Origin of the sequence: Staphylococcus auricularis (genome assembly GCF_051172115.1) — a bacterium.
GTDB classification, from domain to species: domain Bacteria; phylum Bacillota; class Bacilli; order Staphylococcales; family Staphylococcaceae; genus Staphylococcus; species Staphylococcus auricularis_A.
Map to the genome: position 1 here is coordinate 278,863 of NZ_JBPIZN010000002.1, position 23,569 is coordinate 302,431.

19 protein-coding genes and 2 pseudogenes are annotated in these 23,569 nt (G+C 39.1%); 14 read left to right on the top strand and 7 right to left on the bottom strand.

Annotation, left to right across the window (positions count from 1 at the left end):
- The first annotated feature begins 179 nt into the window (after positions 1-179).
- Positions 180-2,000, top strand: a pseudogene (locus ACSBRB_RS05495) (FUSC family protein).
- Between the two features lie 121 nt (positions 2,001-2,121).
- Here the strand turns inward: ACSBRB_RS05495 and ACSBRB_RS05500 are convergent.
- Both ACSBRB_RS05500 and ACSBRB_RS05505 read right to left on the bottom strand, forming a co-directional pair.
- Positions 2,122-3,270 (bottom strand): 5,10-methylene-tetrahydrofolate dehydrogenase, encoded by a 1,149-nt coding sequence (locus ACSBRB_RS05500; protein WP_435031940.1) that lies wholly within the window; start codon positions 3,268-3,270, stop codon positions 2,122-2,124.
- Complete coding sequence (locus tag ACSBRB_RS05505; protein WP_435031941.1) at positions 3,263-4,450, bottom strand: hypothetical protein; 1,188 nt, start codon at positions 4,448-4,450, stop codon at positions 3,263-3,265. The genes ACSBRB_RS05500 and ACSBRB_RS05505 overlap by 8 nt, the downstream gene beginning before the upstream one ends.
- Positions 4,451-4,685: 235 nt before the next feature.
- Between ACSBRB_RS05505 and ACSBRB_RS05510 the strand changes: the two genes are divergently transcribed.
- The gene (locus ACSBRB_RS05510) at positions 4,686-5,102 is read left to right on the top strand and encodes a DUF2188 domain-containing protein (protein WP_435031942.1); all 417 of its coding nucleotides are present in this window, start codon (positions 4,686-4,688) and stop codon (positions 5,100-5,102) included.
- A gap of 261 nt (positions 5,103-5,363) precedes the next feature.
- Positions 5,364-7,622, top strand: coding sequence for an ATP-binding cassette domain-containing protein (locus tag ACSBRB_RS05515; RefSeq protein WP_435031943.1), 2,259 nt, complete (start codon positions 5,364-5,366; stop codon positions 7,620-7,622).
- A 137-nt stretch (positions 7,623-7,759) separates the two neighbouring features.
- Here ACSBRB_RS05515 and ACSBRB_RS05520 read toward each other — a convergent pair whose 3' ends face one another.
- Entirely contained in the window at positions 7,760-8,992 is a 1,233-nt protein-coding gene (locus tag ACSBRB_RS05520) for an ArgE/DapE family deacylase (RefSeq protein ID WP_435032098.1), read from the bottom strand.
- A 59-nt stretch (positions 8,993-9,051) separates the two neighbouring features.
- The gene (locus ACSBRB_RS05525) at positions 9,052-10,488 is read right to left on the bottom strand and encodes an MDR family MFS transporter (protein ID WP_435031944.1); all 1,437 of its coding nucleotides are present in this window, start codon (positions 10,486-10,488) and stop codon (positions 9,052-9,054) included.
- A 178-nt stretch (positions 10,489-10,666) separates the two neighbouring features.
- Here ACSBRB_RS05525 and ACSBRB_RS05530 point away from each other — a divergent pair, with 178 nt between their 5' ends.
- Positions 10,667-12,055 (top strand): MFS transporter, encoded by a 1,389-nt coding sequence (locus ACSBRB_RS05530; RefSeq protein ID WP_435031945.1) that lies wholly within the window; start codon positions 10,667-10,669, stop codon positions 12,053-12,055.
- 150 nt (positions 12,056-12,205) lie between these two features.
- On the opposite strand, the gene ACSBRB_RS05535 is transcribed toward ACSBRB_RS05530, so the two are convergent.
- On the bottom strand, positions 12,206-12,439 hold the full coding sequence (locus ACSBRB_RS05535; protein WP_435031946.1) for a DUF2922 domain-containing protein: 234 nt from the start codon (positions 12,437-12,439) through the stop codon (positions 12,206-12,208).
- A 13-nt stretch (positions 12,440-12,452) separates the two neighbouring features.
- Entirely contained in the window at positions 12,453-12,659 is a 207-nt protein-coding gene (locus tag ACSBRB_RS05540) for a DUF1659 domain-containing protein (RefSeq protein WP_059108042.1), read from the bottom strand.
- Positions 12,660-12,799: 140 nt separating this feature from the next.
- Here ACSBRB_RS05540 and ACSBRB_RS05545 point away from each other — a divergent pair, with 140 nt between their 5' ends.
- From ACSBRB_RS05545 to ACSBRB_RS05585, 9 genes and pseudogenes are all read left to right on the top strand, one after another.
- Positions 12,800-13,327 (top strand): tyrosine-type recombinase/integrase, encoded by a 528-nt coding sequence (locus ACSBRB_RS05545; RefSeq protein ID WP_435031947.1) that lies wholly within the window; start codon positions 12,800-12,802, stop codon positions 13,325-13,327.
- A 41-nt stretch (positions 13,328-13,368) separates the two neighbouring features.
- Positions 13,369-15,765, top strand: coding sequence for a DUF4040 family protein (locus ACSBRB_RS05550; protein WP_435031948.1), 2,397 nt, complete (start codon positions 13,369-13,371; stop codon positions 15,763-15,765).
- On the top strand, positions 15,752-16,177 hold the full coding sequence (mnhB2, locus tag ACSBRB_RS05555; protein WP_059108045.1) for a Na+/H+ antiporter Mnh2 subunit B: 426 nt from the start codon (positions 15,752-15,754) through the stop codon (positions 16,175-16,177). Before ACSBRB_RS05550 ends, mnhB2 begins: the two co-directional genes overlap by 14 nt.
- Positions 16,174-16,521 carry a Na+/H+ antiporter Mnh2 subunit C gene (gene mnhC2 / locus ACSBRB_RS05560; RefSeq protein ID WP_059108046.1) on the top strand — a complete coding sequence of 116 codons (348 nt, stop codon included), beginning with the start codon at positions 16,174-16,176 and terminating at the stop codon, positions 16,519-16,521. The genes mnhB2 and mnhC2 overlap by 4 nt, the downstream gene beginning before the upstream one ends.
- Positions 16,514-18,019, top strand: a complete 1,506-nt coding sequence (mnhD2, locus tag ACSBRB_RS05565) for a Na+/H+ antiporter Mnh2 subunit D (RefSeq protein WP_435031949.1) — start codon at positions 16,514-16,516, stop codon at positions 18,017-18,019. The genes mnhC2 and mnhD2 overlap by 8 nt, the downstream gene beginning before the upstream one ends.
- Positions 18,016-18,498 (top strand): Na+/H+ antiporter Mnh2 subunit E, encoded by a 483-nt coding sequence (gene mnhE2, locus ACSBRB_RS05570; RefSeq protein ID WP_435031950.1) that lies wholly within the window; start codon positions 18,016-18,018, stop codon positions 18,496-18,498. Before mnhD2 ends, mnhE2 begins: the two co-directional genes overlap by 4 nt.
- Positions 18,498-18,797, top strand: coding sequence for a Na+/H+ antiporter Mnh2 subunit F (mnhF2, locus tag ACSBRB_RS05575; protein ID WP_435031951.1), 300 nt, complete (start codon positions 18,498-18,500; stop codon positions 18,795-18,797). Before mnhE2 ends, mnhF2 begins: the two co-directional genes overlap by 1 nt.
- A complete protein-coding gene (locus ACSBRB_RS05580) occupies positions 18,772-19,227 on the top strand; it encodes a Na+/H+ antiporter subunit G (RefSeq protein WP_435031952.1) in 456 nt (151 codons plus the stop codon). Before mnhF2 ends, ACSBRB_RS05580 begins: the two co-directional genes overlap by 26 nt.
- Positions 19,228-19,589: 362 nt before the next feature.
- A pseudogene (locus ACSBRB_RS05585) lies at positions 19,590-21,646 on the top strand (cation:proton antiporter).
- A 184-nt stretch (positions 21,647-21,830) separates the two neighbouring features.
- Here ACSBRB_RS05585 and tarA read toward each other — a convergent pair.
- The gene (gene tarA, locus ACSBRB_RS05590; RefSeq protein WP_435031953.1) at positions 21,831-22,577 is read right to left on the bottom strand and encodes an N-acetylglucosaminyldiphosphoundecaprenol N-acetyl-beta-D-mannosaminyltransferase TarA; all 747 of its coding nucleotides are present in this window, start codon (positions 22,575-22,577) and stop codon (positions 21,831-21,833) included.
- A 245-nt stretch (positions 22,578-22,822) separates the two neighbouring features.
- Between tarA and ACSBRB_RS05595 the strand changes: the two genes are divergently transcribed.
- The gene (locus tag ACSBRB_RS05595; protein ID WP_435031954.1) at positions 22,823-23,566 is read left to right on the top strand and encodes a M50 family metallopeptidase; all 744 of its coding nucleotides are present in this window, start codon (positions 22,823-22,825) and stop codon (positions 23,564-23,566) included.
- Positions 23,567-23,569 lie beyond the last annotated feature (3 nt).

A 23,569-nucleotide genomic window follows, 5' to 3' on the forward strand; every position in this document is an offset into this window, starting at 1 on the left:
TCAAGTTTGAACATAAACATCAAGTGGGGTTGAGTGGTTTCTTTCAAACATAGGGATCTACAGCCCCTCCTAAACTAAAGAGAGAAAGAAGGTTCAAGTTGAAAACGTATTTGCAAGGATTACTCCAATTTAACGCGAGTAAGGTAGACATTAATAAAGGGATTAGACAGATGTTGTTAATGCTTGTACCGCTCTTTATTGGTTATTTTAGTAATCATTTTTCAACGGGGTTATTAGTAGCCACAGGTACGTTAGCACACATCTATGTCTTTGGTGGCCCCTTACGTTCAAGATTAACCACCGTCGTACTATGTAGTATTGGTTTTTCTTTGGGAATGATGCTAGGTACATTAACGGTCGATGAACCCATCATTTTTGGCATCTTGTTACTGGTCTTTGCCGTGGTGCCGTATTACATTTTCAGCACGCTTAACATTCCTGGTCCTTCTTCGATATTCTTTATCGTCTCACTCAGTTTACCGATCAATTTGCCTCATGCACCGGACGAAGCGTTGTTTAGAGGTTGCGCCATGCTCTTTGGTGGCTTCTTAGCAACTGTTGTCGTGCTCTTAACAGTATATTTTTCAAGAGAAGCAGGCGAGGTTACTGCAGTGCAGAACGATTATAATATGTTAAAACAACTGATATATAATTTCGATGATCCCAACGCGTTTATGGAAGTGTCTCGTTTAGCAGTCGATAGCTTCCGTCGTTCCGATAAAGCATTGGTGACCTTTTCAGCGTCGCATTCAAGTGAGCCAAATGGTTTTCAACGGTTGCTGTTATTACATAATCTGGCACAAGCCATCCATTCAGAGCTCCTTGATTTGAATGAAAATGGGCATCGTCCTTTGCCACCAATTATCAAAGAGATGATCGATTACGTCATCAAATTAGTTTATGGTAAAGGGGATATCCGTGCGCAATGGCAAAAGGAAGTGCAGGTTGAACCTGAATTCCAAATGTTGGTAAACCACATCTTTAAAGTAGATGAAATGATGCGTGTCAGTGATGAACGTATCAAACATGAAATGGATGTGCGCTTACCTATACATGGACAAACACTATTACAAAATTTAAGTTTAGAGTCCTATAAATTTAGAAATACGTTACGTTACATTGTCATTATGACAATTTCGATATTAATTGCACTTATGTTTGACTTCGACAAAGCCTAGTGGATTCCAATCAGTACGCATACCGTATTGCTCGGATCATCTACTTGGCATAGCTTTGAACGTGCGGGTTCACGTGGAGTCGGTACGATTTTAGGGGTACTCCTACTATCACTCGTATTACTCTTTTCACCACCGATTCCCGTTGCAATTATTTTACTTGCAGTCGCTGCAGGTCTTACTGAAATGCTCGTAGGTGCAAATTATTTCTATGCAGTCATTTTCATCACAATCCAAGTACTACTCTTAAATGGTTTAGCATCTGGTAATTTAACAATTCTTAATGCCTTACCACGCTTAATCGATGTCTTTGTCGGTATCGTGATTGCTGTGATAGGTGTGATGATCTTAGGTCGTAAAACAGCATCTTCTATGATTCCGAGAACGATAGTGGATGTGATTCGAGAAGAAGCGGTGCTGTTCCATTACTTATTTTCAACAGATAAAATGTCTGAACATCAATTCGATAAACATGAGTTGCTTCACTTGAGTATCAAAATTAGTAACATGCTTGAAGTTTATAATAGCGCAAAAGGAGAGCTCTTTAGCAAGGAACGTTATATTCAAGCATACTACGCCAATATTCACGCGTTAGAAGAGTTAAGTTTAATGCTCTCACGTGCAATGTACAATAATGAGCGCAGAACGATCGATGCAGAAACGATGGGTCAATATCTACTCGTATTTGAAAATCTCGCGAAATATTATGAACGTGGACAACAACTTACGCAACAATCGTTACCTGCTTTACCACAATATGTATATATCAGAAATGCGCTCCTTCATATGCAACATAATTGTTTATCTGCGATGCGAAAAAGTTAGCTCATTTCGCTCATAATAAAAGCGGTTGAATGACTTGATATTTAAAAGTCTTCAACCGCTTTTTTGCGTTTATAAGGTTTTCGTTTGTGAAGCCCCTTGATTTTCCTAAGCATTCGATTCCTTATTCATCTGAGGATTGTGCTTCATTCAGTTCATTATATCTTTCTTTCTGACGGTAACCGTACGTACTTTCGAGGATGATTTCGGTGTTGTTTAAACCTGCACCAATGGCACCTGCAACGGTAGAGATAGATGCTGCGAACCAACCTAGATTAATATAATCTACGACGCCGGCTGCTTCATTTAATTCAAGTGCAGCACCAAGATAACTTGGTGGTAATACGATGACCGCAGTCAGTAAGAACAGACAGAACAGAATAACAAAGTAAATTAAGAGTGAGACAAACAACGTCATGAGCGTTGTGAGGTTGTATAACATGGTTATCCGTTTCTGACTACTATCACGAAGCGGCTCCCATAAATCGTGGGCGATAACAATCCAAATCATCATCCCAAAAATCGCTACACATGAAATGATGAAGAGCCGCCACTCACTATAGACATAGCTCAAGTTCCACATCGTCGTAAAGACAATCCCGAACGCCCCGGTCGTAAATGCGATCGCGAGTACACTGCTTAGACCACTCATCATTGTGAGGGGATTGTTCGCAAAGGTCATGCCACTGAGCAGACGAATCATACCGTTAAATTTAGAGGAGACGATATAACGTTTATGGGTAGAGCCCGTATCGTTTAAGTAATCCTCTTCTTGTTTGATGGACGTCAAAGGGAATTGACGTGAGAACCGTTTACTACTTTTCTTATCACTTTCTTTTTCACTGTGGTCTGCTTTTAGTGCTGGATGAGGGTTATCGGTATTAAAGTCTTTGATGATGCCAATGGTCGTTTGTAGTAAGCGTTTTTGCATAGGACGCCACCCATAAGCTGGAATAGAAACGACACTTGCACCATTTTCTTTGTTAATATCGATCGCAATCACTTTGTCATCTTTAAATAAAGGAAGATCAGTCATCGCGATGGTATAATCCCATTCATTTTCTTTTTGATAATCGGAAATCTTTTCGAAGATAGGGGTGAGATGTTCTGCAGAACCCGTCAGCGGATCGACGTTCGTATGAATATCCCAGGTCACTTGACCGCTGATTTGATCTTCTAACGCATCCGGCAAACTCGTTTCTAAGTTAGTGGCGACACGAGCTGGCACACCAGGTGCTGCGACGATACCAATTGAAATCGTTTGATTACTCATCTTCCTCCTCCTTATCGTGTGATTGTTTGTTACCTTCGTAGCTTTCTTCGTCATCTTCTGCTTCGTGTTGGCTTTCCTCTTCTTTTTCTTGTTGTTGTTCTAATGTTTCGTATCTAAAGTATTGACGGTAAGAGTAGGTTACACGTTTGATTTTATCTACACTTTCAACCGCAGAACCCATCGCACCGGCGAGAATACCGAGAGACGTTACAAACCAGATTAAATGGAAATAATCCCCTGCAGTTGGATTGTTGAGTTCGAGTGAAGTCTGTCCTGCAAAGAGTGATGCGGGTACGAAGAGCAAGATACTAAAGGTAAGTAGTACAAAGAGCGCAAGATAGTTTAAAAAGGTAATAATGGTTAATGTCGTGACCGTTGTAAAGTTATAAACATAACGGTATAAGCGTTGTGTTCTAGGGTTAGGGGGTTCCCATAAATGATAAGCATAAATTAACCAACCGACCATACCGAAGATAGAAAGTAAGGTCAGTAAAATAAAACGCCAATAATCATAATGGAGACTCAAGTCCCACGGCGTTGAAAAGATCGAAATATAAGTTCCTGTGGCGAAGGATACAGAAATGATTTTTTTGAAATCAAAGATGGCTGTCCATGGTTCGTTCGCCAAGGTCATACCTGTAATTAAATGTAACCAGCCTAAGATTGTCGATTTAACAATCAATCGTGTTGTTTCATCTTCATTTTCATCATCACCTTTAGGTTGTACTTCTGTCACTCTCGAAAGTTTATGATGTTTCTTTATGAGATGTGGTAGTTCATCTTGATCGTGGTAGATATAACTGACGATACCTGTGATCAAGTCTCGAAGTTTATTTTTTAGGTTCATCACCCCTAAAGCAGGCAGCGATAACATTGCGGTTTGGGAAGCTTTGTTGATATCACAGATAACCGTTTTTGTTGAAGAAATACTTGGTAAATCTGTAATACAAATAGCGAAGTCCCAGTCCTCTGATTTACGAATATCGATGGCGATATCGATCGCTTTATCTACGTGTTCTGCTGTACCGATGATAGAAGCAACGTATTGAGAAAACTGCCAGTTCACTTTATCATCTACATGATGTGACATGTCAGAACCGAGATGGTCAATGATTTTTGAGACCATTTTTTGCGGCATATCAGGAGATGGGATGAGACCTATGGTGATGTCTTTGCTCATATAGACCTCCTTTTGAACATATGATGATATCATTCCCATAAATTCCCTAAATCATACAAGTTAAATCATAATTCAAAGGTAAAAAATTACATTCTACATATATTTAAATTTCATATAATGTTTTTAGGTTATTATCTAAGAAAATCAAACTTGCAGTAAGCCTAAAATGCTGGGTTTATCCCAAAGCGAAGAGTGGTAAACGACAATTAAGAACTGGATGAAAGGATGATCGTAAATGCCTTGGACAATGGATGACTATCCACAAAGTTGGAAGAACATGGATAAGTTAGAGCGTAAAAAAGCGATTGATATTGGAAACGCCATGCTTAAAGATGGTCACAGTGAAGATGATACAATCCCGATCGCTACGAAACAAGCTGAAAGTTGGTACAAGGATGCTAGTGACTCTGAGCTTAAAGAATTAAAAAATAAGAAAATTACAGAACATGATGATAATCAATCATCCGACCCATCATTAGATGATCGTGATGTCCATGTCTATTATGAAGATAATAAATGGAAAGTGAAAACCGACCAAGCATCACAAGCGACTGACAGTTTTGATAAAAAAGAAGATGCCATGAAGCGGGCCCGCAACATTGCGGATAATAGAGATACAGAAGTTATTGAACATAAAAAGAATGAATCTTAATTGATTTTCATGGCAAGCGGCGCACAATATCGTTAAGCTTCATATTTGAAGCAGTTAATTTGTGCGCATCATGCCTTAAGTTTTAAAACGTATTTCTTGATCATATATAATCAGAAATAAGTTTTTTGCGTTTGATGCTTATGTACTAGGGCATTGAACGGGTCAACGAAAACGTAATTCGATTGCGCGCTGATCAATTTGAGATTTTTGGACGCATTTTTAACCATTGATATCACATACGAGATATAGAGGAGGAGACGTATGGATTATATTAACATCAAAGGTGCGGTGCAAAACAATTTAAAAAATATTGATTTGTCCGTACCTAAACATTTAATTAGCGTATTTACTGGACGATCTGGTTCAGGAAAGTCTTCACTTGTGTTTAATACGATTGCAGCTGAGTCAGAACAATTATTGAATGAAAGTTATTCCAGTTACATACAGTTTCATTTAAACCAACAGCCGAGACCCGAAGTCAAAGAAATCCAAAACCTACCTGTAGCGATGACGATTAGCCAACAACGCTTTAATGGTAATTCACGTTCTACAGTTGGAACTGTATCTGATATTTATGCTTCAGTGCGGTTGTTATGGTCTCGGATAGGGGAACCCTTCGTAGGTTACTCAGACGCTTTTTCATTTAATAGTCCAAGTGGCATGTGTGAAACGTGTGAGGGACTCGGTTACATTGAAGATATTAACTTGGATGAACTACTCGATTGGGATAAATCACTCAATGAAGGTGCGATTGATTTCCCATCATTTGGTCCAGATAAAGAACGTGGTAAAGCTTATCGTGATAGTGGGTTATTCGATAATGATAAAAAATTAAAAGACTATACAGATGAAGAGTTACATTTATTTTTATATCAAGAACCGATGAAATTAGAGAATCCACCTAAAGAATGGCGTAAATCAGCAAAATATGTGGGACTCATTCATAGATTTAGTCGTATCTTTTTAGGAGATAAAGAATTTAATAAAAAACGTTATGCGAAACATCTAAAACATGTCGTGACGAATAAAGTGTGTCCAACTTGTCACGGTCAACGACTTAATCAGAAAATGTTAAGTTGTAAGATCAATGGCTATAATATTTCTGATTTTACACAAATGACTATTAAAGAAAATATTGATTTTCTGAAAGAACTTGATGATCCTACGGCGAAATACATTATCGAACCGCTGCTTGAACAACTCGAAGCATTAGATTATATCGGACTCAGTTATCTCACGTTAGATCGTGTAACGACGACATTATCCGGTGGGGAAGCACAACGTCTCAAATTAATTCGCCATCTCAATAGTCCATTGTCCGATCTTGTTTATATCATCGATGAACCAAGTGTGGGTCTACATCCGGAAGATATTGCGAAGATCAATGAAATCTTACAATCTCTAAAAAATAAAGGGAATACCGTATTGATTGTAGAACATGATCCTGACGTGATTAAAGAAGGGGATTATGTCATCGATATGGGACCAGGTTCAGGTACTGACGGCGGTCAAATTACGTTTGAAGGAACGTATGATGACTTGCTAGAATCTGATACAGCGACTGGTCGAGCACTTTCAGAAACGCACCATCTCAAAAAAGAGGTACGTGAGCCTCAAGGTTATTACGAACTCGGACCCATTACTGAAAATAACTTAGAAGAAGTTAAGGCCACTATTCCGAAAGAAACGTTAACTGTGTTAACAGGGGTTGCAGGATCAGGTAAGAGTACACTCGTTAAAGCAGGATTTAGAGACGACGATGATGTCATCTTTATGAGTCAAAAAGCACTACAAGGGTCTAGCCGATCTAACTTAATGACGTATCTAGGCATTTTTGACCAAGTGAGAAGTTTCTTCAGTAAACAAACCGGTTTGAAAAAAGCGATGTTTAGTTATAACTCTAAAGGCGGTTGCCCAAATTGTGGTGGTAAAGGTTATGTAAAAACAGAACTTGCCTTTATGGGTGACTTTTCACAAACTTGTCCAGTCTGTCATGGTAAACGTTATAAAGATGAAGTATTAGAGGCAAAAGTAGATGGCTATTCTATCGCAGATGTACTTGATTTAACCGTAAAAGAAGGGCTGTCATTCTTTGAATCGCATAAAGATATTCACCGTGTGTTAGATTCAGTTGCCAAAACAGGCTTAGGTTATATGTCACTTGGTCAACCACTCTCTACATTCTCTGGTGGTGAAATCCAACGCGTCAAATTGAGTCAGTACTTGATAGAAGATCATGAGCATAAAGTCTTCGTCTTTGATGAACCAACGACCGGATTACACGAAGCGGATATTCCATTATTAATGGATCGTTTTAATGATTTAATAGAAAATCATAATACAGTCATCCTTATTGAACATAATCTGTCCACGATGTGTAAAGCAGACTGGGTGATTGATATTGGACCAGGTCCAGGTTTAGAAGGGGGTAATGTCCTCTACAGTGGTACTCCGAAAGACTTTATTGATGAAGCAGATACGCTAACATCTAAACACTTAAAACGTTACGTACAAGCGTAAGAGAAAAAGAGTAGACTATCGAGTAAGGGAGTAAGGGATGATTAAAGTCATCCCTCTTTTTAATACAAAAATGTGGCCGCTGCAACGCATTATACGTTACAACGGCCACGCTTCGTTTATCTATATTGATTGAAGTCTTATTGATTATTGATATATGTTGTTAATAATTTAATATAGTAATCAATAAAGTCTAGGTAAGTGTCTTTTTTAACATTTTCATCTACTTGGTGTGGTGTGCTACCAGGTCCAAGCATTAAGAAAGAGAAGTCTTCGTCTTTACCTCTGAGTAAGTTTGAAGCATCTGTAACCCCTACAGTAGGAGTGATAATGATTTCTTCATCGAACATGTCACTTGCGATGTCGTGACCAGTTTTAATGAGGTCATTGTCACCAGTTGTAAGTACGGGATCTAAGTCTAAGAACATTTCTGATTTAAGATCGCCACCTGCGTCATTTACTTTATCAAGGTGTTTTTGGAATAGTTCTTTTACTTTGTCATTGCCAAACTCAGGTACGGTACGTACGTTAAATTCAGCTTCTGCAACTTCAGGGATTGAGTTAACTTGGTTACCACCTTTAATGACTGTGTTATTAAGAACTAAGCCTGAAACGACACTTTCAATCACATCGTCATCGATGTCGTCACGGCCTTTTTCTTTAGCTAAGTCAAGCAGTTTTGAGAAGTCCATTTTTTCGAATTGAATATCTTTAGATGCTTCTTGATATTCTTTATCGATTGCTTGAATGAAGTCGATTAAAGGTTTGATTGCGTTTTTACCAAGGATAGGCATTGAACTATGAGATGCCAGACCTTTTGAAGTAATTCGGAAGTCCATAGAACCTTTATGTGCGTAAACAAGAGATGTTTCTGATGGTTCAGCGATGATGAGCGCGTCTACATCATCCATATAACCATTTTCGTAAAGTTGTTGAGAACCTGTTTGTTCCATTTCTTCTCCAGCAGTTGCTAAGAATTTAATAGTACCTTTTTCGAGTGCATCACTTTCTTTGATTTCAATCATTGCGATGGCAAGTGCGGCTAAACCTGATTTCATATCAGCAGAACCGCGGCCATAGAGATAACCGTCTTTTTCGGTTAATTCAAATGGTGGGTGTTCCCAATCATCTTCATCACCAGGATCAACGACGTCCATGTGACCAGAAATAGCAACGACAGGTTCACCTTCACCGATTGTGGCGATTAAGTTTGCACGTTTGTCGTTAATTTTATCGATTTCAGTGTCGATATCATGTTTTTTAAATAGGTCTTGTAAATACTCTGCAACTTCAATCTCGTTATCGTTAATCGTTTTTATACCAACGATGTCAGATAGGATTTCAACTTTCTCTTCCTTAGAAAATGTACTCATAGTCATCTACCTTTCTTCTTAAGAAATTATTTTAAGAAATTATTTCACTTGCGTTCTTACTATTGAACATTATGGTTAGATTGTTTTTTCTCTTTAATGAATGCAGAAAGGATAAATCCAACAACGATTAAGATGGTTGTAAAGATGAAGGCTGCATCGACACCGCGAACGGTTGCTTGTTGCATGACTTCTTCTTTTGTGCCGCTTGGATTTCCGTGCTCTACAAACATTCTTGAGAATACAGACATAACCGTAATACTAATAGCTGTACCCATAGCACCGGCGATAATTCTCAATGAATTCATGATTGCAGTACCATGAGAAAGTTCATCGTTGTGTAATGCGTTAAGTCCTGCTGTATTTAATGGCATCATGATGAGTCCGACAGAGAACATGCGAATCGCATAAATCACAACAACGTACCAATAAGGTGTGTCTACAGTTAAGAAAGAATGTAGTATTGTCATGATGGTTAAAAGTGTAAATCCTGGAATGATTAACACTTTGGCACCGAATCTGTCATAGATTTTACCCGTATAGACAGAAATAAATGCATTGACAATTGCACCAGGTAGGATAACTATACCCGATAGCAACGCAGATAAACCTAAGCCATCTTGTATATAGATTGGGATGAGTAAAGCTGGTCCAACAATACCGATGAATACGAATGTTGTACCGATTGAAGAAAGTGTAAATGTTTTGTTTTTAAAGATATCCATTTTAAGTAATGGGGTATCCAATTTGAGTTGACGTGAGACGAAGATCGCAATGATGATAACCCCTACGATGAATGTAATATATACTAAAGGAGATTTAAGGCCAAGTTGACCTACACTACTAAATGCATAAAGGACGAGTCCGAAACCAAATGTTGAATAAACAACTGAAATTTTATCGAGACTGATAGCTTTTGTTTCGCCTTTATTTTGAACGAAGAGTGCACCAATCACAAATGCGAGCAGTGCAACCGCTGCTACGATGAGGAATGGCATTCTCCAACTAAAGTGATCGATGAGAAGACCGGTAACGGTAGGCCCAATAGCCGGAGCTGATTGTGCAACGATACCTGTAAGTCCCATCGCGAAACCACGTTTTTCAACGGGGAAGAGGGTGAATACAGTAAATTGCATTAAAGGTAATAACACACCGGCACCGACCGCTTGAATGACACGTGCAGTCATTAAGATGGCGAAGTTAGGTGCGAGTGCAGAGACAATTGAACCGAGCACAAATGTAGCCATAGAAAAGATGTATAGCGCACGGGTCGTATATCTTTCCATGAAGAATGCTGTAAGTGGAATCATAATTCCGTTAACGAGCATAAAGCCTGTGATTAACCACTGAGCCGTCGTTTCAGTGATGTTCATTTCTTCAGTGATGACGGGCAGAGCAGTGTTCAATATAGTCTGGTTTAACATTGCGACAAAGGCACTGACAAGCATGACAGCGACTATTATATTTCTTTTCGATTTTGTCATAGTGTTTTCCGACATATCAGATGCTCCTTTTTTAAAAATAATACTGATATATTTTATCACTTAAAGTTGCTAAAGCAAACTATTTTAAACAATAAATAATTTTTATATCTTTTACCTTGAAATAATATTTATAAAAGGAATAGCATATGTAAGTGTGATATTATATAACATTTAAAATTCGGAGTGAAATGAAATGAGAAACAAAAGAAATGTCAAAAATGGGAGCACACTGCTGATAGGAATCGTGCTCAGTGTTTTAACGTTTTGGTTGTTCAGTAATTCATTATTAAATGCAGCACCAAAGATTCAACAGGATTTTGATAGTAGTGGCAGTACAATTAACATTGCGATCAGTATCACGGCGCTCTTCGCAGGTATGTTCGTCGTTGTAGCAGGTAATTTTTCAGACAAATACGGCTATGTCAAAATGGTTTATATCGGGCTTGCCCTCAATATTATTGGTTCATTATTTGTCGTCATCGCCCCGGGGGTCTTCTTATTAATCATTGGACGTGTGATTCAAGGGCTCTCTGCAGCTGTCATTATGCCGTCTACACTTTCTTTAATTAAGGCCTTTTTCGATGAAGAAAAGCGGCAGATGGCACTCAGTTATTGGTCTATTGGATCATGGGGTGGTGCCGGCGTCGCATCATTTTTAGGAGGACTCGTTTCATCAACAGTAGGGTGGAAATGGATCTTTGTCATCTCTATTGTGTTGTCTATCCTTTCCATGATACTTATAAAAGGAACGCCCGAATCGAAAGCTACGCAAGATCAACATCAAAAAATTGATTTTGTCGGCACTGTGATTTTTATCATCATGATCTTTAGTTTGAATTTTGTCATTACGCAATCATCTCAGTACGGTTTGTTATCCTTTACTATTCTTGGCGCGTTCGGCACGTTTATCATTGCGGGACTCCTTTTCATATTAGTGGAAGTGAAAAAGCAGCATCCGTTGATTGATTTTAAATTACTGGCAAATAAAGGCTATACCGGTGCGACGGTTTCCAATTTCTTAATGAATGCGGTCGCAGGGACACTCATTGTTGGTAATTCATTCGCTGAAGAAGCATTAGGCTTCAATGAATTTCAATCAGGCGCGTTAACGATTACATATCTCATTACGGTTATCGTTACGATTAGAGTCGGGGAGAAGATACTCCAACATTTAGGTGCGAAAAAGCCAATGGTCATTGGAAGTATCTTGAATATGTTCGGCATCTTATGTATTTCTTTCGTCTTTTTACCACCTGTCGCTTATGTCGTCAGTTGTGTGATCGGTTATTTCTTATATGGTTTAGGTCTCGGATTTTATGCGACGCCGTCAATGGATACGGCACTTGAAAACGCTCCAGATGAAGAAGTCGGTATGGCTTCAGGTATTTATAAAATGTCTTCTTCACTCGGTAACGCATTTGGTGTCGCACTTTCCGGCAGTCTTTATGCGATCGGAAAATCAATTTCTGATGCATACCTAGGTGCAACATTTGGCTTCTATCTCAATGTCGGTATTGCGTTACTTGCATTTATTTTACTTCAACTATTAATACCGAAAGCAAAACAGATGAAGCAAGACTAATTTACTGAACGCCATTTCAAACAATACGCTATATTAGAGTCACATCAGTACAAACATATAAAAAGGTAGCGAGTCAAACACTGTGAGGAAGATAGACTCCCTCACAACGCTTGAACACGCTACCTTTTATTTTGGTTTAAAGCTCATGTCCTACGCATGGGTAGGTTGGTTCGTGAAAATCGTTTGTGTCGTTTTACTGATGAGCTGGGCACTATGCACACGGCTTGGTGTACCGCTTGTGGGACGTAAGATATCCAAATCTAATAGTGCCTTCATGTTATCTCGAATGACGGTTTCGCTTGGTACAGTGATGATGTTTGGTAAACTGAATTTGATCTGTTTATTGGTGTGATCAGTGAAAATGAGTTCTAATGTTTGATTCATGTTAAATCCCTCCTTAGTTAAGTTCAGTTGTACGTGTGACTTGAATCGACTCAAATTTTTCATCGACTAGAAGTTCAATGATTTGTTTGAAAGCTTTCATTGAATTTTGGCTTACATTGGGGTTGAGTTGGGTAAAACGTCTACGAGACGTTACGGCTTTGCCCTCCTCGTTCACTTTGGTCTGAATTAAAGTCAATGCGAGTTGTTCTGCTTGGTTCATTGTAATGACCTCCTTTTACTTTATATATCGAAAGCGATGATGAAAGGGGTTAAATATAATTGAAATAATATGTAACACTTTCATGTTACTTAAATGTAGTTTATTATTGTTTATGGAACATATATGATAGGGGTGATTATATGAATCAAGTCAATCCCATTCGAGACATGAATGAAATTAAGGCGATGTACGAGGTGTTACGCGCGAGATACCAACGTGATTATTCATTTTTTAAATTCGCCATACATACAGACGTAAAGTTGTCTGAATTATTACATTTAACGGTCAAAGATTTAAAAAATGATTCTGGAGAGATCAAATTATATTGGGTAGAGCCCCACGCGGCTAATATTCACATTATGTTTCCGGAAGATTTACGTGAAGAACTTTCGCAATACATCTCACATGAACAGTTAAATGATTGCGATTTATTGTTCCAATCCAATCGGACACATCATTGTCTATCTAGACAACAAGCATATCGTATTATACGTGCTGCCGCAGCTGATATCGGCATGTTACATATCGGTTTAACGACCTTACGTAAAACGTTTGCTTATCACGCATATCAATCGGGTATATCAATATCTATTATCCAAAAATATTTGGGCCATCAAACGACAATAGAAACAATGAAATTTATTGGTATATCGAAAAAGCAAGTCTAACGACGATTGCTTTAAACCTATAACAAAGGAGGCGTGAATGAATGAGCTTGATTTACCTATTTATAGCGATTATCGCTATCATATGTCTCGTGTTACTCACACTGAGTCATACTAAGTTAGCACGTTACGCTGGTTGGCTTGCACTCATTGCTCCAGTCATTGCTTCTGTATACTTCTTAGTGCAAATTCCAAAAGTACTCCAGGGTCATTTCACTACGATTAAAATCCCTTGGGTCGCAGCATTAGATGTCAATATCGACTTCAGGCTAGACGGGTTGAGTTTACTATTCGGCTTACTCATTTCAGTTATTGGTGTTGCCGTATTTTTCTACGCAACACAATATCTATCAGCAGATGAAGATAATTTGCCTCGTTTCTACGCTTATCTATTGCTCTTCATGTTAAGTATGCTAGGGGTTGTAACCTCAAACAATACGATTTTAATGTACGTCTTTTGGGAATTAACAAGTGTTTCTTCCTTCTTACTTATTTCTTATTGGTATAGTAAAAATGATAGTCAATATGGTGCCATGTTATCGTTCGTCATTACTGTATTAGGTGGTTTGGCTATGTTAGCCGGCTTCATGATGATTTACAGTGTGACTGGAACAAATACGATTACAGAAATTTTAGCTCAAAAATCTGAGCTCGCACATGATCCATTATTCATACCAATTATCATCATGTTATTACTTGGTGCATTTACTAAATCACCGCAATTTCCATTCCATGTATGGTTACCAAAAGCGATGGCGGCACCAACGCCGGTCAGTGCTTATCTACACTCTGCAACTATGGTAAAAGCAGGGATATACTTACTACTTAGATTCACACCGGTATTAGGTCTCAGTGATTTCTACATATATGTTGTGACTTTCGCAGGTCTTATCACCATGATGTTCGGTGCTGTGAATGCCATCCGTCAATATGACTTAAAAGGTATTCTTGCATATTCTACAATCAGTCAGCTCGGTATGATTATGTCTATGGTTGGTCTCGGCGGTGGATTTGCACAACACACATCAGATGGACTCGCAAGTGCCTATGCATTCATCTTATTCACAGCATTATTCCATCTCTTCAACCATGCGATTTATAAATGTGCACTCTTCATGGGTGCCGGTATCGTGGACCATGAAACAGGTACACGTGATATTCGTAACTTATCAGGTTTGAGAAAAGTATTACCTATCACACATATCGTGATGTTACTCGGCGCACTCTCAATGGCAGGTATTCCATTCTTGAACGGTTTCTTGAGTAAAGAAATGTTCTTTGATGGTTTAGTTAATGCAACGGATTTACCACAGTTTGGTACGATTTTAACTGTGATTATTGCTACGATTGGTGTGATCGCAAGTATCTTTACATTGATCTACGGTGTGCATTTAGTGAAAGAAACGTTCTGGGGTGACTATAACAAAGCTGATATCCCGAACGATCATGTACACGAACCGAAATTATTCGTCTTACCTTCTGCAATTTTAGCAGTGCTCATACCGGTCATCTTCTTCATACCAAATGTATTTGGAGATGCGGTCATTCTGCCAGCGTTACGTGGTATGACAATCGGTTCAGCCGTCGATCAATATGCGCCACACATTTCACAATGGCACGGTGTCAACTTACCATTAATCTTAAGTGTCATCGTCATCGTCGTTGGATTTATCGCTGTCCTTTCTATCGACTGGAAACGCATCGCAGACAAATTCCAACGTGGTTCTCTTACATCCGGTTATGCTAGCATTTACCGTTTGTTTGAACATAATTCTGGTTATGCAGTTCGTGGTTTAATGAACAACCGCTTAAACCATTACATTATCGTGACGCTATTAATTTTCATGGCGCTCGTTGTATATGGTGCGATTCGAGCAGGCATGCCACACTTACATCAAATTCACGTCGGTGAGTTTGGTCCGTTAGAAGTAATCATTACGATCATCGTATTCATTCTAGGTATCGCATTGATCTTTATCCGTCAACGTCTCACAATGGTTATCTTGAACGGTATTATAGGTTATGCGGTGATCATCTTCTTCATCGTGATGAAAGCACCAGACTTAGTGCTTACGCAACTTGTGGTTGAAACGATTACGACGATGTTATTTATTGTCAGCTTCTCACGCTTACCAAACGTACCGCGTAGCAATGTGAACAAACGACGTGAAACAATCAAGATTATCGTCTCACTCATCATGGCATTAACCGTTGTCTTCCTTATCTTTGTGACACAACAAAGTGATTCAATCGGTACTATTTCAACGTTCTATCATAAAGCAGACGAACTTGCGGGTGGTAAAAACATCGTCAACGCCATCTTAGGTGACTTCCGTGGATTTGATACAATGTTTGAAACCTTAGTATTGATTATTGCAGGATTAGGTATTTATACGTTACTTAACTTTAAAGATCGGAGGGGTCAAGATGAAAGAGAATGATGTTGTCTTAAAAACGGTAACGAAAATTGTCGTCTTTATCTTATTAACATTTGGTTTCTACGTGTTCTTTGCAGGACATAACAATCCAGGTGGTGGCTTTATTGGAGGACTCATCTTCAGTTCGGCATTTCTACTCATGTTCTTGGCCTTCGATGTGAAACAGGTTCTCCTCTCATTACCTGTTGATTTTAGAATTTTAATGATCATCGGCTCATTGATTACTGTCGCAACGGCTGTCGTTCCGATGTTCTTCGGTAAACCGTTCCTTTACCAAACAGATGCACATATAGATTTGCCGTTACTAGGTGATTTACACGTGACAACCGTGACGCTCTTTGAATCTGGTGTCTTACTCACAGTCGTCGGCGTCGTTGTAACCGTCATGTTGTCAATCAGTGGTGGTCGCTCATGAATATGATCTTGTTATTGGTGATTGGTTTCTTAGTATTTATTGGAACGTACATGATACTATCAATCAATCTCATCAGAATCGTCATCGGGATTTCCATTTACACTCATGCAGGGAACCTCATCATTATGAGCATGGGTCATTATGGTCAGCATATGTCGGAGCCGTTGATTGCTTCGGGAAAACAATACTTTGTGGACCCGTTACTCCAAGCTTTAGTGTTAACAGCGATCGTTATCGGATTTGCGATGACAGCCTTTCTACTCGTGTTAGTTTATAGAACTTATCGCGTAACGAAAGAGGATGAAATCGATGTACTGAGAGGAGCGGATGACAACGATGAATAATCTCTTAATCTTACTCATGTTGCTCCCGATGGTCGGTGCACTATTACTTGTATTTATTCGTAAACGGAATCTCTTATCACGTATCTTATCTGGCGGGGTCATGGCTGTTACAACCATCCTAGCGTTGTGTTTATTAATTTACGTCATGAATCATAAACCGCTCGTATTAGACTTTGCGGGATGGCGCGCACCGTTTGGGATTCAATTCGTCGGTGACCCATTAAGTCTCTTACTTGTTACAACATCAAGCTTCGTTGTCACAATGATTATCGCTTATGGGTTTGGCCGTGCTGAAAAACGTGCCATTCGTTACTACTTACCAAGCTTTATCTTATTCCTAACAGTCGGAGTGATTGGTTCATTCCTAACAGCAGACTTATTTAACCTTTACGTTATGTTCGAGGTTATGCTCCTTGCATCATTCGTATTGGTTACGTTAGGACAATCAGTTGAACAATTGAGAGCTGCCATCATTTACGTCGTATTAAACATACTGGGTTCTTGGTTGCTACTACTCGGTATCGGTTTACTTTATAAATTAACTGGTACTTTAAACTTCTCACATGTGGCACAACGTATCAGTGAGTTAAACGATAATCGTACTGTACTCATCATTTCAATGGTGTTCTTAGTTGCATTTGCTTCTAAAGCAGCATTGGTTGTGTTCATGTGGTTACCGAAAGCATATGCGGTATTAAACACAGAACTTGCTGCACTCTTCGCAGCATTGATGACAAAAGTAGGGGCATATGCACTTATCCGATTCTTTACATTAATCTTTGATAGCTATGCTGAAATTACACACCCATTACTCGTGTTCCTAGCTTGTTTAACGATGATTATTGGTGCCTTTGGTGTCCTTGCCTACAGAGATATTAAGAAAATCGCAGCTTATCAAGTTGTGTTATCCATCGGTTATATCATTCTCGGGCTCGGTTCACACACATTTGAAGGGGTTAACGGTGCGATCTTCTACCTCGTCAATGACATCATCGTCAAGACACTGTTGTTCTTTATCATCGGTGCGCTGGTGTACATGACAGGTTATCGTCAGTACTGCTCGCTCTATGGTCTAGCGAGAAAGGAACCGTTCTTCGGTGTTTGTTTCTTTATCATGATTCTCGCAATCGGTGGTGTACCGCCATTTAGTGGTTTCCCAGGAAAATTATATATTTTCAACGGCGCAATCGAAAATAGCAATTACATCGGTTTAGCATTACTTATCATCACAAGCTTAATTGCGATGTATTCACTCTTTAGAATCTTCTTTGTCATGTACTCTGGTGATGAAGAAAATGGTAAAGAAATTAAATACAATCGCATTCCAAGATATCGTAAAGGTGTCATTGGCGTCATTGCAGGCGCTGTCGTGTTACTCGGTATTTTCGCACCTGCAGTCTTCAAAGTGACTTCTGAAGCGACACACTTAAACTTGGATGATGGTGTTTATGAACAAACCGTCAACCCGCACTTAGTTAAGGAGGATGATAGACAGTGAGACAAGTCGTATTAAATATTGTTATTGCTTTCTTATGGGTCCTCTTTCAAGATGAAGATTCGTTCAAATTGACGACATTTTGTGCGGGTTATCTCATCGGTTTACTCGTAATCTATATTCTACATCGTTTCTTCGGACAAGAATTCTACATAAAAAAAATATGGGTTGCGATTAAGTTCTTAGCTGTTTATTTGTATCAGCTCGCTACATCTAGTATTTCGATCATTACTTATATTTTATTTAAAACGAATGATATGAATCCAGGGTTAGTGACTTACGAAACAGATTTAGAAAGTGATTGGGAAATCGCATTCCTCACGATCTTAATCATCATCACGCCTGGATCAACGGTAATTCGTATTTTTAAAGAAAATAAAAAATTCTTCCTCCATGCGATCGATATTTCCGACGAGGAGAAAGAGAAATTGTTGAGTAGTATTAAGCAATACGAAAATCTCATTCTGGAGGTGACACATTAATGGAAGCACTCACGAATTTCTTTATCACTGCAGCAGCGATTATCTTTTGTATTGCTTTGTTCATCACGTTATATCGGTTGATCAAAGGACCTACCACTGCAGACCGTGTCGTAACTTTCGATGCGACAAGTGCTATCTTGATGTCACTGGTAGGAACGTTAAGTATTATCTTTAAAACCGTCTCTTTCTTGGATTCCATCCTGTTAATCGCGATTATTTCCTTCGTAAGTACGGTATCTATTTCGCGATTCATAGAAGGGGGGCACGTCTTTAATGGGAACAGTAAACGAAATCGTTAATTTGATAGCGTCCTTTATGATCTTCCTCGGAAGTATCATTGCGTTGATTAGTTCAATCGGACTCGTGAAATTCCATGACGTCTTTTTACGAAGCCACGCTGCAACGAAAAGTTCTACGTTATCCTTACTACTGACATTAGTAGGTGTTATCGTGTTCTTCATTTCATATCAAGGTTACTTTAGTGTACGTATGATTTTGGCATTGGTTTTCATCAACTTAACTTCTCCAGTAGGTGGACACTTGATTTCACGTGCGGCTTATCGCACGGGGGCTTACATGTATCGTAAATCAGATACAACCCAACAAGTGAATACCTTGAGAAGTAATTCCGATACGAATTCCTTCGAGCAACTGAAACGACGTGCACTAGAAAGAGAATCACTACGTCAACAATACAGCAACAGTACAAGTCAAACTGATCAAGACTAGAATAATCATTGAATAACATTTATTTATAGAAAGCATTGTGATGTCATTAGCGCAGTTTAAAGCGTGAAGACGTCGCAGTGCTTTCTTTTTTAGGTTGAAAATGAGGTTTAGAGTTAGGTGTGAAAAATGAAATGGTTGTATGTATTTATGTTGAATCAAACTTGCCTCATGTCAGTCACGGAAGTTGTTAATATTGTGTAAAATAAGGTAAAATTAATAAAACATCAATTTTAAAATGATTAAATCATTTTTGTAACGAGTGAGTTGAAAATTGTGATATTTTGCTTGTTATGACAGTGGTTTGTATCGTTTTATATAAAGTGATGCGGTGTTAATTAGAGAGGGAAGAAGCAGGTGGAAGCATGCACGTTTTTGAAACATTACTTATATTTCTCATTCTGGTGATTATCAGTTCGTTGATCCATGTATTCTTACCTAAAGTACCCTTAGCATTTATTCAAATTATTCTAGGTGGATTGTTGTATGTGACACCAATCCCCGTAGAATTCCACTTTGATAGTGAACTCTTCATGGTGGTACTCATCGCGCCACTCCTATTCGTTGAAGGGGTCCATGTCTCCCGGGTACACCTAGGACGATACATACGGCCCGTCCTCATGATGGCGATGGGGCTCGTCGTAACGACCGTGATTGTCGTCGGTCTCTTTGTACACTGGATTTGGCCTGAGTTACCGCTCGCAGCAGCCTTTGCCTTAGCAGCAATCCTCTGTCCAACCGATGCAGTGGCTGTTCAAGCGATAACGAAAGGGAAAGTGTTACCTAAAGGTGCGATGACTATTTTAGAAGGGGAATCATTACTCAATGATGCTGCAGGTATCATCTCATTCAAAATTGCTGTAGCAACGTTAGTGACTGGTGTATTCTCATTATGGGATGCGATTGGTCAATTCCTCATTTCATCTATTGGTGGGTTCCTCGTCGGTTTAGCGATTGGTGTACTCCTCGTTAGATTCAGAGTTACGCTGACTCGTCGCGGTATTGAAAACATCAATATGTTTACCTTTATTTAGTTACTCACTCCCTTCGTTACTTACCTCGTCGCTGAAATGTTTCATGCGTCAGGTATCATTGCGGCTGTAGTGGCTGGACTGGTTCACGGTTTCGAACGAGATCGTATCGCTCAAGCACGGACGCGTTTACAAATGAGCTATAACCACACGTGGAATATTTTAAGCTATGCATTAAATGGCTTCGTCTTTTCCATATTAGGCTTTTTAGTTCCAGAAGTTGTGGGTCGTATTATTACGAATGAACCGCACAATTTACTCTTTCTCATCGTTGTGACGGTATTAGTAGCCATTGCACTCTATCTCTTTCGCTTTTTATGGGTCTATGTGCTCTATCCGTATTTCTACTTACCGATCAGTCCGTTTCAAAAGTTAATGATGTTTAAAGATGAATCTGAACCGTCGACCGAACAACCGCCTAAGCGAAGTATGTACGCGTTAATCATGTCGTTGTGTGGGGTGCACGGTACGATTTCGATTTCGATTGCGATTGCGTTGACGTTACCTTATATTTTGGGAAATCAACAGGAGTTTATTTATCGTGATGATTTACTCTTCATCGCGTCATGTATCGTCATCATTAGCTTAGTTGTCGCTCAAGTTATGTTGCCACTGGTGACACCTGCGATGGCAGAACCGAAAGTAAAAGGACTTAACTTTAAAGAAGCGAGAATTTATATTTTAGAACAAGTCATCGAAATGTTACATAAGAAAGCAACTGAACATTCGAGCTATCGCTATGGGAATGTGATTAAAGAATATCTCGATAAACTTGCATTTTTAAAATCAGTAGAAAATGAGGACGAAAATTCGAACGAACTCGAAAGACTCCAAAAGATTGCATTTGATGAAGAAAGCAAGACGCTCAATATGCTTGTGAGAGAAGGCGACATCACGAGCAATATGCTGGATAACTATATGAGATACGCAGAACGTACACAAGTGTTTAAACAAGCCTCACTCATCCAAAGGGTGAAGGTAGAGTTAAGCACATTTGTATTGAAACTTCGTTTGCGGCGGAGAATTAAAACCAATGCTGCATCGCGCCGCTTGCGATAGTCGATAACTTAAACGAAATCGCTAAGATGATGCGTATCGTGCATTATCATGTGGTGCGTAGATTGAGCGACGAAACAACAGAGGACAACAAGTTAGAGGTAGGTATGATTTGTGATAGTTACTTAATGCGTATCGATAACCTAACGCCTACTAACTTTTTAAACCAAGCGTATCAAGATCAGTTAACGAAGATTAAGTTAAATGCGTTAAAAGAACAACGTCGAATTCTTGCTGAGTTGCTTGAAGAAGGCGAGATTACCGAAACGACAGCGTTGAAAATCAGAGAAGCCATCAACTATGATGAAATGGTTGTCGTTGATCGTGTCACTTAATCTTATCAAAGGTATAAGGAAAACATGGCATGTCGCTTCAGCGGCATGAGTCACAGTATAATCATCAGTTAGAACAACAAATGACTGCACTTGTTCGTGTCATAAGACAGACGAGTGCAGTCATATTTTGTAAAGCGGTATAGTGTTCATTTTTGAGTGAGATTATGCTCTAGTTGCGTCGTTGTTATTTGCGACGGAATTTTTGTTTCATTACTTTCACTAAAAATCTTGGGATACTTTGTAGTCGATTCAGTCGTTTCCAGTCAATGAGCACGCGGTAGACCCATTCGATATTTAAACGTTGAAAGAGTTTAGGTGCACGCTTTTTAACTCCACTAAAGACTTCAATTGCGCCACCGATGCCGATACACACGGTTTGCGAAAAATGATGTTGATAACGTTCAATCCACTGTTCTTGTTTAGGATAGCCCATCCCAACAAAAAGATAGTCTGGATTAAATTGGTGAATGCTTTGGGCGATTTGTTCATCTTCAACGTCAATATAACCATGATGTGAGGCGAAGGTGACATTTGGAAAGCGGCGTGACAAGCGGCTTTGCGCTTCTTGAACAACGGCTTGTTTGGCACCTAACAAGTAGACGCGTTGATGTCGTTTATTAGCAAGCGAGAGGCACGCTTCCATCAATTCAATACCCGGAACGCGGGTTTGAAGCGGTGTACGTAATATTTTACTGGCGAGCACAATCCCTGTGCCGTCTGGTATGACATAATTCGCTCGATTGATTAATCTCAAATAGTCCGGATGCACTGTGGCATAATCAACAATTTCGGGATTCGCTGTGACGATAAAGAGATTATCATCGTTTGATTGATTAAAAAATTGATTGATGTCGTTCGTCATATCTGCCATAGAAACATTATCGAAATAGACAGATAAGACATTTACTCTGTTGTATTTGTGTTCAGTCATGTGCTTTCTCCTTGTTGACAGATGTCGTGTACGATGGTTTATTCCATATCGTGATTGATTGATTTCACTCTATCATGCCATGTGTGGAATCAGATTTAAATACGTCTAAAGTCCAAATGTTTACTTGAATCGATTCATTTATAATAAAGGTTAAGACATCGTTAAAGCTCTAGATAAACATTCCGCTCCAACTGATTACAATCATGAGCCTATTTCGAAAAATTTATCACAATTGAGGTATTGTTATGCAGACGTTACATACATGGTTAGGCGCAACATTCGAGCTACATATTGAATATGTCATCTTGATTGCGCTTGCCTACATTCTAATTCATTATTATCGAAATAAATCCTTCGTGCGATATTTTGATATTATTTTAAATTACATCCCGGTCTTAACCCATGAAATGGGACACATTCTGTTTAATAAAATAGGCGGCGGAAAAGCAAGAGATCTCGTCATTGTTGTCAGACCTTCTGAACGGATTGCGACGTCTCAACAAGGATACGCCGTCACGCAATCACGCGGCACATTTGGTCATGTGATCACCACGTTAGGTGGCTATGTGATGCCACCAATTATGTTAGGACTCGGTTTCTTATTAATTAACAGTCAATATCCGAGTATATTTATCGTATGTTATCTCATCATCTTTAGTTATTTTCTTTATCTCACATCTCGTAAAGCGATACCGATTCTCGTCGTACTCGGATTGATAGGTAGTTTATATCTGTTATTACAACAACCACAAAATATTTCTCTCATTGTGGTGATTGCAATCGCCTATCATTTTTTCCTAGGGACACTGCTTGGCGAAGTTATCCAATCTACGTGGACGATCATTAAATTGACGTTGGCTCGCGGCCAGGTGAGTTGGGATGGCACAACGTTAAATGAACTCACACGCATCCCGACATTTGTCTTTACTTTCTTTTGGATTGTCGTGAATCTTTTTTCACTGTATTATATCACGACGCATTATTTATAAAAA

What these genes read in the sequence shown, in the direction of transcription:
- ACSBRB_RS05500 (WP_435031940.1), bottom strand. Translation starts at nt 3,270, where the DNA reads ATGAGTAATCAAACGATTTCAATTGGTATCGTCGCAGCACCTGGTGTG.
- ACSBRB_RS05550 (WP_435031948.1), top strand. Translation starts at nt 13,369, where the DNA reads ATGAGCTTGATTTACCTATTTATAGCGATTATCGCTATCATATGTCTC.
- ACSBRB_RS05580 (WP_435031952.1), top strand. Translation starts at nt 18,772, where the DNA reads ATGGGAACAGTAAACGAAATCGTTAATTTGATAGCGTCCTTTATGATC.
- ACSBRB_RS05535 (WP_435031946.1), bottom strand. Translation starts at nt 12,439, where the DNA reads ATGAATCAAACATTAGAACTCATTTTCACTGATCACACCAATAAACAG.
- ACSBRB_RS05520 (WP_435032098.1), bottom strand. Translation starts at nt 8,992, where the DNA reads ATGAGTACATTTTCTAAGGAAGAGAAAGTTGAAATCCTATCTGACATC.
- mnhC2 (WP_059108046.1), top strand. Translation starts at nt 16,174, where the DNA reads ATGAATATGATCTTGTTATTGGTGATTGGTTTCTTAGTATTTATTGGA.
- ACSBRB_RS05530 (WP_435031945.1), top strand. Translation starts at nt 10,667, where the DNA reads ATGAGAAACAAAAGAAATGTCAAAAATGGGAGCACACTGCTGATAGGA.
- tarA (WP_435031953.1), bottom strand. Translation starts at nt 22,577, where the DNA reads ATGACTGAACACAAATACAACAGAGTAAATGTCTTATCTGTCTATTTC.
- mnhB2 (WP_059108045.1), top strand. Translation starts at nt 15,752, where the DNA reads ATGAAAGAGAATGATGTTGTCTTAAAAACGGTAACGAAAATTGTCGTC.
- mnhF2 (WP_435031951.1), top strand. Translation starts at nt 18,498, where the DNA reads ATGGAAGCACTCACGAATTTCTTTATCACTGCAGCAGCGATTATCTTT.
- ACSBRB_RS05595 (WP_435031954.1), top strand. Translation starts at nt 22,823, where the DNA reads ATGCAGACGTTACATACATGGTTAGGCGCAACATTCGAGCTACATATT.
- ACSBRB_RS05540 (WP_059108042.1), bottom strand. Translation starts at nt 12,659, where the DNA reads ATGAACCAAGCAGAACAACTCGCATTGACTTTAATTCAGACCAAAGTG.
- ACSBRB_RS05545 (WP_435031947.1), top strand. Translation starts at nt 12,800, where the DNA reads ATGAATCAAGTCAATCCCATTCGAGACATGAATGAAATTAAGGCGATG.
- mnhD2 (WP_435031949.1), top strand. Translation starts at nt 16,514, where the DNA reads ATGAATAATCTCTTAATCTTACTCATGTTGCTCCCGATGGTCGGTGCA.
- ACSBRB_RS05505 (WP_435031941.1), bottom strand. Translation starts at nt 4,450, where the DNA reads ATGAGCAAAGACATCACCATAGGTCTCATCCCATCTCCTGATATGCCG.
- ACSBRB_RS05510 (WP_435031942.1), top strand. Translation starts at nt 4,686, where the DNA reads ATGCCTTGGACAATGGATGACTATCCACAAAGTTGGAAGAACATGGAT.
- ACSBRB_RS05515 (WP_435031943.1), top strand. Translation starts at nt 5,364, where the DNA reads ATGGATTATATTAACATCAAAGGTGCGGTGCAAAACAATTTAAAAAAT.
- ACSBRB_RS05525 (WP_435031944.1), bottom strand. Translation starts at nt 10,488, where the DNA reads ATGTCGGAAAACACTATGACAAAATCGAAAAGAAATATAATAGTCGCT.